General features: G+C 37.4%; 8 protein-coding genes. 1 reads left to right on the top strand and 7 read right to left on the bottom strand.

The genetic code is table 11. The annotated features are described in order from the left end of the window. Nucleotides 1-142: 142 nt before the first annotated feature. Together DXD06_RS17665 and DXD06_RS16660 are read right to left on the bottom strand one after the other, a co-directional pair. Nucleotides 143-322, bottom strand: coding sequence for a hypothetical protein (locus DXD06_RS17665; protein WP_243001177.1), 180 nt, complete (start codon nucleotides 320-322; stop codon nucleotides 143-145). 101 nt (nucleotides 323-423) lie between these two features. Then, nucleotides 424-1,383 (bottom strand): helix-turn-helix domain-containing protein, encoded by a 960-nt coding sequence (locus DXD06_RS16660; protein WP_055068431.1) that lies wholly within the window; start codon nucleotides 1,381-1,383, stop codon nucleotides 424-426. Between the two features lie 688 nt (nucleotides 1,384-2,071). Here DXD06_RS16660 and DXD06_RS16655 point away from each other — a divergent pair. Further along, nucleotides 2,072-3,445: an IS4 family transposase gene (locus tag DXD06_RS16655; RefSeq protein WP_117833180.1), complete on the top strand. Its 1,374-nt coding sequence runs from the start codon at nucleotides 2,072-2,074 to the stop codon at nucleotides 3,443-3,445. Nucleotides 3,446-3,541: 96 nt separating this feature from the next. Here DXD06_RS16655 and DXD06_RS16650 read toward each other — a convergent pair whose 3' ends face one another. The 5 genes from DXD06_RS16650 to DXD06_RS16635 all read right to left on the bottom strand — a co-directional run. Further along, nucleotides 3,542-4,204 carry a hypothetical protein gene (locus DXD06_RS16650; protein ID WP_147343648.1) on the bottom strand — a complete coding sequence of 221 codons (663 nt, stop codon included), beginning with the start codon at nucleotides 4,202-4,204 and terminating at the stop codon, nucleotides 3,542-3,544. Then, nucleotides 4,179-5,795, bottom strand: a complete 1,617-nt coding sequence (locus DXD06_RS16645; RefSeq protein ID WP_117833178.1) for a recombinase family protein — start codon at nucleotides 5,793-5,795, stop codon at nucleotides 4,179-4,181. Before DXD06_RS16645 ends, DXD06_RS16650 begins: the two co-directional genes overlap by 26 nt. 148 nt (nucleotides 5,796-5,943) lie before the next feature. Continuing rightward, entirely contained in the window at nucleotides 5,944-6,771 is an 828-nt protein-coding gene (locus tag DXD06_RS16640) for a hypothetical protein (RefSeq protein ID WP_117833177.1), read from the bottom strand. A 77-nt stretch (nucleotides 6,772-6,848) separates the two neighbouring features. Next, nucleotides 6,849-7,025, bottom strand: coding sequence for a hypothetical protein (locus tag DXD06_RS17330; RefSeq protein ID WP_199535237.1), 177 nt, complete (start codon nucleotides 7,023-7,025; stop codon nucleotides 6,849-6,851). 181 nt (nucleotides 7,026-7,206) lie between these two features. Next, a partial coding sequence (locus DXD06_RS16635) for a S8 family peptidase (protein ID WP_117833176.1) occupies nucleotides 7,207-9,125 on the bottom strand: 1,919 nt, incomplete at its 5' end.

The following is a 9,125-nucleotide window of genomic DNA, read 5'->3' as shown; positions in this document are numbered from 1 at the left end:
GCTGCGGACTCCTTATATCAGCTCAACTCAGACGCAGTAGCCCGCCAGTGCGCGCAGTCACGCGCTGATGCCGCCCCATGTCTTCACCTGAAGCCCCATGCGGCTTATTCGTACTTATTTTAATTATTAGACAACTCACTGATTATTGTACAGCATATAATTCTCCTATTTCCTGAAGAATCTGTTCTTTCGTTCGTCCCACAAGCCCCAACTGTTTAACATCAACCGTTTCATTTTTCATTCGATCAACAAACTTCTGCATATCCTCATACACGCCACTGGGAGTGGCAATCTTGACTGTAGGGTCAATCAGTTCAGTCAATCGAAAAACATCATTTTTCTTCCGTCATCAAGATGTCACACGCAGTTCCACCGATAATTGCATACTGGCTTTCGTTACCCTTGAACCATTCCTTAAAGCTTTCAATCCCTGTTACCATCTATCTTCCTCCACAGATCATTTAACATTTCTTCTACTGCTTCTTCTACCCGTTCATCTGCATCTTCCCTGAGCGATAATGCCAGAGAAAGTTCATCGACCATTTTTTTCTTCGATAATTTTCGTGGGTCATATCTCCACATTTCAACAGCCACCTGTGAATTTGAGTCCTGTAAATCCTTTGTCATACAGTCATTCCACTGAGATATTCTTTCTGAAGCGTAGCACCAAACACCAGGCGCATTGAGCATCGAATACTCCGCCAATGCGGAATATCCGCTCTCCAACAATTCATTCTTTACTTCCTCGCATGGAACGTAGACAGTCCTTTTCACAGGATTGAGCAGAACTTTCTCTGCTTTATAAAACAACTCTTTGGGGGAGTTTTCTGAAAACAGTATCTTCTGTACTCCGATTTTTCTCGATTGCAGCGTTCCCATTTCTTCAAGTTGTTTGGACGCCCTGGAAATAGATGTTGGTGTCAAATCCAAATCTTTTGCAGCTTGACTTGTGGACAGTTCCTTTGCTCCCTCATAAATAAAATAAAGCAACAGCATCTGAGCTGATGGCAAGATTTCTTCTCTGTCACTCTTTTCTGCATCACAACGTTCCTGCAAATATGCCGCCATAAAGGGCAGATAAATTTGCTTTCCATCCACAATAAATGCTATCTTTTCTCGAAGTAAATACTCTTTCTGCCGTGCAGTGATTTGTTCCAGTACTAAAACCACAGGGCGATCTGCAACCTTTTTCACACGTTCCAGATGCTTTTTTAATGTTTCCACCTGTTCCAATTCGGTTTTAGGGTACAAAAAAACGGCTTTTTGACCACTCAGAGATACTTTCTGTGAATCGTACCTTGTACTGATGAAGTTTGGCAAATGCTCTAAAGCTTTATTTTCATACAGCACTTCAATTCCTAAAACCCGCTTAAGGTATTCCACTCTATCGCCTCCATTTATAACTCTTTTTCTGTATTATAACTTGCTTTAAGTTAAGATGCAATATCAAGGTTATGATTGGTCAAATTCAACTATTGAAACACCAATATTTTCCAAGCAATTTTGTTTTCATTTCACTTCTTGATACCCCTCCCCCACCGTGCTATACCCATCCCGGCACCTCATTTGTATAGTCGCCGCTTCTTCCTCTTCGCAATTCGCACTTATGTCAAGATTTATTTTGCTAATTGCTAATTGTATCGAAAAGGGCACTTGAAAAATCAAGCACCCTCATGTATAATTTACTTAGAAAGGTTATCGGATGTGTTATCCGATTTGCCCTCAGTAAAGTTAAACTACAAAGAATAGCATCCTCAACTTTGGACGGTCTGGGATGCTATTTCTTTTTATTATGATTATCTATGTAAGACAGTGCCGCAAAAACTACTAGCAATAAAGTAAGCACTTCCATTGTGTTCATAGGGCATCACCCTCTTTCGTAATACTAGAGGGCATCTTAATAATCGGAAATCCACATCCTACTTTCTTTTCAGTTACTCAAACTTCGCACATTAAAATGTGCCTATGCACCTTGAAAATTCAATAATAACTGGCATAAAAATAGCATGAAACCAATGGTTTTGGTATAATTGAGTTGTCGAAAAACAATTACAAAACGGAGGCTCATGCTATGAATAAAAGTATAACACAAGCGACTCAAAATGATAAGCAGATTTCTAAATCTATCAAACGATTTTTCACAAGGTTTCATATTTTCTCAGCCTTGAAAGCTGCCAATGCCTATAAAAGGAAAGGCACTCTGGTAACGGAGATTTTTCAATACATGTTTCTGCTGATTTTCTCCAACAGAAGTATGTATATGAGTCTGCTTACAGGAAAAAATACTCCTGATTTTGCAAAAGATACCGTGTATCGTTTCATGAAGATGGTACAAATTAACTGGATGCGTTTTACTACAATCCTTGCATCCAGAATCATAAACAACGCTATTCTTCCACTGGATTCGGAAGACCGTGCCAATGTTCTTATTATAGACGATTCCATGTTTGAACGTAACCGTTCTAAAAAGGTAGAGCTTCTTGCAAAGGTCTATGACCACGCAAAACATAAATATCGCTTCGGATTTAGAATGCTTACTCTTGGATGGTCAGATGGGAGCACATTTTTGCCGGTAAACAGCATTCTTCTTTCTACAGAAAACAAAAAGAATCGTATCAATGAAGCGGCTGAGGTAGACAAAAGAACCGTTGGTTACAGGCGCAGAAAGCTGTCTATGGAAAAGGAAACCCATGCCATGCTTACACTTCTGGAAACTGCTAAAAAAGCTGCAATTCCGGCAAAATATGTTCTTTTTGACAGCTGGTTTTCATCTCCAAGCACCCTTCATGCTGTCAAGCGAATGGATTTTGATGTAATCGGAATGGTGAAAAAATCTCCAAAAATGTTTTTTCGCTACGATGGTGAAGATATGTCTTTAATTTCCATTTACAACAAAAATAAAAAGAGACGAGGCAAATCAAAATATCTGCTTTCTGTTATGGTTGATGTAGTGAAGGATGGGGACATAATTCCTGCCAAAGTAGTTTATGTTCGCAATCGCAAAAAACGCAAGGAATATCTCTGCCTTATTTCCACAGATGTAAATCTGGATGAAAATGAAATCATCCGGATTTATGGAAAACGCTGGGATATAGAGGTATTTTTCAAGGTATGCAAAAGCTACCTTAACTTGAGCAGAGAATGCAATTCTCTGTCCTATGATGCAATGACTGCGCATACCACAGTTGTTTTCACCCGATATATGATGCTGTCACTGGAAAGCCGGGAATCCAATGATAACCGGTCACTTGGGGAGCTTTTTTTATACTTTTCTGACGAAATGTCTGATATCACATGGATACAGGCTTTTCAAATGCTGCTCCAAATGTTCAGAACAATGCTTTCAGATAACACTGAACTTTCAGACGAAAAAATCGATGAATTGGCGAATGTATTTATGGATGCACTTCCTGCATTGTTGAAAACAAAACTCCAAGCTGCTTAAGGTGTGAACATTGACAACTGAATAACTGCCAGGTATTGAATTTTCAAGGTGCATAGCTAAAATCTATGTGCGAAGTTTGAGTGTCTAAATTTATTTTTATTGGCCGCTTCGATTCTTGAGTGGCACCTTATATCCGCATGCCAAACCATTATCATCTGTAATAATGTCCTCAATATTATCTGCAATACCAAACGGAATGCCTTCTAACACTCCCGTGTCATCATATTTTTCCTCGACATAATTTCTGCCAAAGTTATATTTTATCCCTTCTACCATAGTTTGAAACATATCCGATGAATCTACTACATAATATGGAATATTATCTCCTTCCGCTTTCCAACATTCATGTAACGGCTTTCCTTCCATCCATCCAATCGAGGTTGTAATTTCTGCCTCCAAATATTTATTAACATTTACATACCTCACATCCCCGTTTCCTCTAACAAACTCACTCTCTGGGTCATAAAAATAATAATTTGCATTGCTATCTGGAATCATTATCTTATGTACTCTTCTCCCCAAAAAAGTACTGTATTCTATAGAATAATATTCTTTAATCGCATAGGAAACAATCGAATACCCTTCTTTTTCCAATTCATTTGATAATGTATTTAAAAAAAACGGAAGATATTCCATGTTCTTTTCTGTTATGTATAATGATGTTTTATTGCTATCCTTTCCCATTTTATCAATAAGATCATTAAATTCTATTCTAATATGACTCTCCCTTTGCTTAGTTATTCCACTGACTGCAACCAAAAGATCTAACTGTATGGCTATTACAATTCGGAGCGTTTTTATCTTCTTTCTCCTCTGTGTCTTCATCTTGTTCAATTAAAACAGTTTCATCCAATCCTAAATCACCAATAAGACGTAGATAAATGTCTACATTGCCATCCTTGTCCACTTCAATTTTATTAATCAATCGTTTCAACTGTGCATTCGTCATTTCATGAACATCCGTGATATCTTCCAGTTGCTTGAATGTGCTGTTCAGAATTGCTTCCAGTTGTTCTCCCTTAGTCAGATGATATGATACCATTTTCAGTTCATTTTCTAACCGTTCAATCTCTTTTCGCATCCCACCGATTTTCTCATTCAATTCCTCTCTGGAAATTAAATCATCGGTATACATATCCATATATTTTTCACGGGATTTACGAAGCTTGTTCAATTCTGTATTTAACTGCTTTTCGTACTCAATATTTTCATCTTTTGCTTTGTATACCCGCTGAAATTCCTTAATCACATAATTGATTACTTTTTTCTTCTTACTAAGAATCTCTTGAAAATAATCCTGCAGCGCCTGGATCAGTTCTTCCTCATCTACCGTCACTGCATTCGGGCAACTATCCGCACCTTTCCCGTTATGCCCGGAACACACCCAGCGCACATAGGTATTCTTGTATTGACGAACCGTTCTGCGAAAAGACCAACCGCACTCCTTGCATTTTATCAATGTAGAGAATAAATATTTATTACTCTGTCGCTCATGAGTCATCTTAAAGGAATCATGACGACCTTTTAAGATATCTTGTGCTTTATCAAAGACTTCATCCTCAATAATCCGAAGTTCCGGTCGAATCGTAACAAGCCATTCTGATTCATCCTTTTCCTTTCTCTGACCAGTCAGAAAATCTGCAATCTCTTCTTTGCCGTTGATAATCTTCCCGGTGTATATCTCATTGGTCAGAATTCGGCAAACGGAGTTCTGGCTCCAGTTATTACCACGCTTGGTCTTGATGCCTCGTTCATTGAGCATATTTGCAATCTTCGATCCACCATATCCTTCCTCTGTGTACCACTGAAAAATCTGCCGGATTGCCATTGCCTCATTCTCATTGATAAAAAGGTTAAAATAGTCTCCAATCGTCTTATCATAGCCAAAAACAATATTCGGAACACGTCCCTTTTCTGCATTCATCTTCTTACCAAATTTAATACGCTTGGAAGTATTGGCGCTTTCCTCCTGGGCTAATGCACCGAAGATTGTTAGAACGAATTCGCTGTTACCCATACTGGTCATGTTAGCGGTCAGAAATTGTGTTTCGATGCCAAGAGATTTTAGTTTGCGAACACTTTGTAATAAATCAACGGTATTTCTGGCAAAACGAGAAATATCCTTAACTACAACCATATCGAACAAGCCCTTTTCCGCATCTGCAAGCATACGCTGAAATTCTTTACGGTTCTTGATTTTGGTTCCGGAAATACCTTCGTCTGCATATAATTTAATAAGGTTGTCACCTGTACGTTTTGTGTATTCTAAGAAAAACTCTTTCTGAGTCTCTAAACTATTGAGCTGGTCTTCTTTATCTGTGGAAACTCGGCAATATGCTGCTATATTCATGATGATTAGCCTTTCTGTCAGAGTTGTTGCGTTCTGTTACGACTATTATAGCATTTTCATTCCATTGTGCAATATGGTTTTGATATAAAATAGGCGAAACCATCACTAGTCCCACCTATCTTTTCCAACTCTTAAATTTATTCCTTATCTATGAAGTTATTAGCATCGACAAAATACCTGATACAAACAAAAAGCTTAGAACTAATAAGAAAGAGCCAAAAAATATATAGAATTTTACAGACTTACAAAATCCTAATGTCTTTCTAAAAATCCAACTCCATACCTTTCCAAAACGCTTCCTTAAAGTAAGATTAATCATTGACAAGACATGCATTAATCCAATCATTGTAAAGGACAGAAATCCGACCATAATAATTACACCTATTGCTTGATATAGCAAAAATCCAAATATATCCACATCTCGTAGCAAAGAAAACATTCCATTTCTTTCAGCTTGATGTAATAGTTCCTGCTTATTTACTACTAAACCTGTAATTGGATTTTTCTCTAAATACAACAAAATAGGCACACCTATCGTAGCCAAAATATTAAATAGCAATATGAGTTTTATCGACTTATCTACATAACATTTTTTTACTATAACGTAAGCAGTGGTCAAAAAAGTTGTTTCAAAGAAAACAAATGTACATAAAATAACTGTACTAATCTCTTTTTCATATTTCAAGAAACCAAACACTAGCAATACAGCAATTACTAAAGCCCCGAAGAACATTTCTCCTCCACTAGTGCTTTGGCTCTTATTCGTACTATTACTGTTTTGCTTTTGGTATCCTGCCGTATTAACTGTATATTGTTTTTGCTCAATATGTATTTGTGAAAACACCAATTGTTTGTCAACATATATTTCTGTTGACTCCGTTTTATCTTTCAGTAGTTTAGGAATAATTACTCCAAACGATGCTCCTAAAATTGCAGAAACAATCGCAAGAAACAAATCATACCATAGATTATTCATCGCGAAATTCCTTTCCTATCTGTTTTTCTTTAGCATTCGAAGAATGACAGTGTCAGTGCCATTCCCCACCCTCTTGCTTATTTTTCTTTTCTCACACCTTTAAACGGTGTATTGCTAGACGTCTTAACATCCATGAATCTTCCCGTCTGCGTATCACGCTTGGTCCACAATCCTGTAGCCGGATTGTAACTTTGTGATCTGCCTCTAACAGCACCCACTCTTGTATTATCACCAACTGGTCTATTCGTTGCCATTTTTTGTTCCTGCCTTTCTCAGTTGGGAATTTTATCTTGAAATAGAAAAAAACTTTCGCTATAATCTACTTGAACTATCAAGATTCGGAATACCAACTGTGTATCCGATATTGCGGTATTGCTTGCCAGAGCAATACCGCCTTTTATATTTAAAGCCGGCTTTTCCAGCTATAAATATCATTTACTCATTTGCTACATGAACTACATTTCTTACTCTGACATCATGGTGTATAAAATTTCGTGTTGTCAGTTGTTGTGCAACTTCGTCGTATACTGGAGCTGTACGTTCTGGGTCACGAATAGTTAAAATCATACAATACTCTTGACTCAACTGAAAATCTTTCTTAACAGCTTCTTTCTCAATGAAATCACGATACAAACCTTCTATCTTCAAATACCATTTTCGATTTGATGGAAGCCATTTATCACGATTTGATGGTGTCATATCTGCTAGGTCAATTGCATATTTCTTAACCGGATGAAATTTTTTACCATACTTGACCAATGTACACTCCCTTTCAAATCCAGTTATAGGGTGTACTCCTTTTGCGCTTGCACTGTATAAACTATCCGCCAAAAGATTTTGATTTACATCTACACCTCTTGGATTTTTTATAGTCGGCTTTGTAACATCGCGTTCTTTTTCGGTCTCATATGTACCAAACAGCACATCAATATTAGACTGACAGTACTCTCCTGCTTGCTTTTCATCAACCAATGATTTATTCACCAAAGTTAGAATAATCTGACCACGAAAAAATCCGTTTCCATCGACCAAGCTTGTTGGATATGGAAAATCAAACATTTCAATAAAACTTCCCTTTTCCAAGGTATCTCTTAAAATCAATGTAATCTCGTCTGGGGAATTGTAAAGTATCTCTCTTGCACCTACAGGCATTCCAAATCCCATTTGAGCTACTTTGTCTGTCATTTTCATTTTAATATCTGCAGGGTATTTTGCATAATGAATCATTAATGCTTTAATGAGTAATGCGTCAAAATCTTCATGCATCATAAAAGCCAATTCTGCAGCAATGCGTGATACTCTCGGAGTCGAGAAACTCGTTCCTACATTTCTATATACACTACCATCTAACCCAAATGATGGAACACCATTAATAACAATTTTTCCGTTCTCAATTCCGGCATTACCTCCATAATACACCAAATCAGGCTTTACAATACTTGCCGGTCCCGGTCCTACTCTCGTAAATGGAGATGGCATATTAGGTTCCGCATAATCTTTCTCTTCTTGTGTTTCAGCAATTGAGCCTACTACCAAAGAACGCACCGAATCAGCAGTTTTACTTATTCTACTTTTAGGTAATCCTTTTGCAAAATTAGTACAATTTCCTGCAGACTTGATTATCAGAACATTATTCTCATCTTGAATATTATCAAGCGCCATGCCAAACTCCGAAAACTCGTCCAGTTCACTTTCCATAGTTGTACCTAAAGATAAATTCCATATTTTTATCTCTGGATTGTTTTCAACGGCCTCTCGCACGTTATCAATCAATTCTTCTGGATAAATCGGCATGGTATTTCCCGGATGAACAACGGCATTGAATAATTTCACTCCGTTTAAAGAAGATACATTTGTACCATTTAATTCATCACCATATTCGATAATTCCAGCAACAAATGTTCCATGTGAATTATCCTGATATTCAGATGGATAATTTGTATGTTCCTCTGTTTCTTTCCATGGAGTCAAGTATGAAATGTCCGCTATTCCCGTATCCAGCACACCAACAACAGGGTATTCTTCCTCTTCATCAGGTTGCTTTACCGCTACAGTTGTTTCCGTGTCGAGGAAATCCATTGACGCCAATATCGGATATGTTTTCTCAGCAGAATATACACCTTCAAACTCACCCATTGCATTTAATTGCTCTAAACTATCCACTGTCACTCTATATATTGTCATGTCTGATGTAAAACGCACCTTGGCATCAATTTTAATCCCTGTTGCTTCACACGCTTGCTCAAACAAATGCTTTGCATGATTATTTAAATCAAAATCATTATAATTGCATAATCTAACTCTCTCCATATAATCAAGTGTTTTTTCAGTAAATTCAATATTTTTTGATACCT

Source organism: Roseburia sp. TF10-5 (genome assembly GCF_003462365.1).
Classification (GTDB): domain Bacteria; phylum Bacillota; class Clostridia; order Lachnospirales; family Lachnospiraceae; genus Roseburia; species Roseburia faecis.
Note: the sequence above shows the minus strand (reverse complement) of the source record. Positions and strands in the feature narration are given on the sequence as shown.

Bases quoted from the DNA above. Each gene is read 5' to 3' on its own strand.
- DXD06_RS16655 (WP_117833180.1), top strand. From the start codon at position 2,072: ATGAATAAAAGTATAACACAAGCGACTCAAAATGATAAGCAGATTTCT.
- DXD06_RS16645 (WP_117833178.1), bottom strand. From the start codon at position 5,795: ATGAATATAGCAGCATATTGCCGAGTTTCCACAGATAAAGAAGACCAG.
- DXD06_RS16640 (WP_117833177.1), bottom strand. From the start codon at position 6,771: ATGAATAATCTATGGTATGATTTGTTTCTTGCGATTGTTTCTGCAATT.
- DXD06_RS17330 (WP_199535237.1), bottom strand. From the start codon at position 7,025: ATGGCAACGAATAGACCAGTTGGTGATAATACAAGAGTGGGTGCTGTT.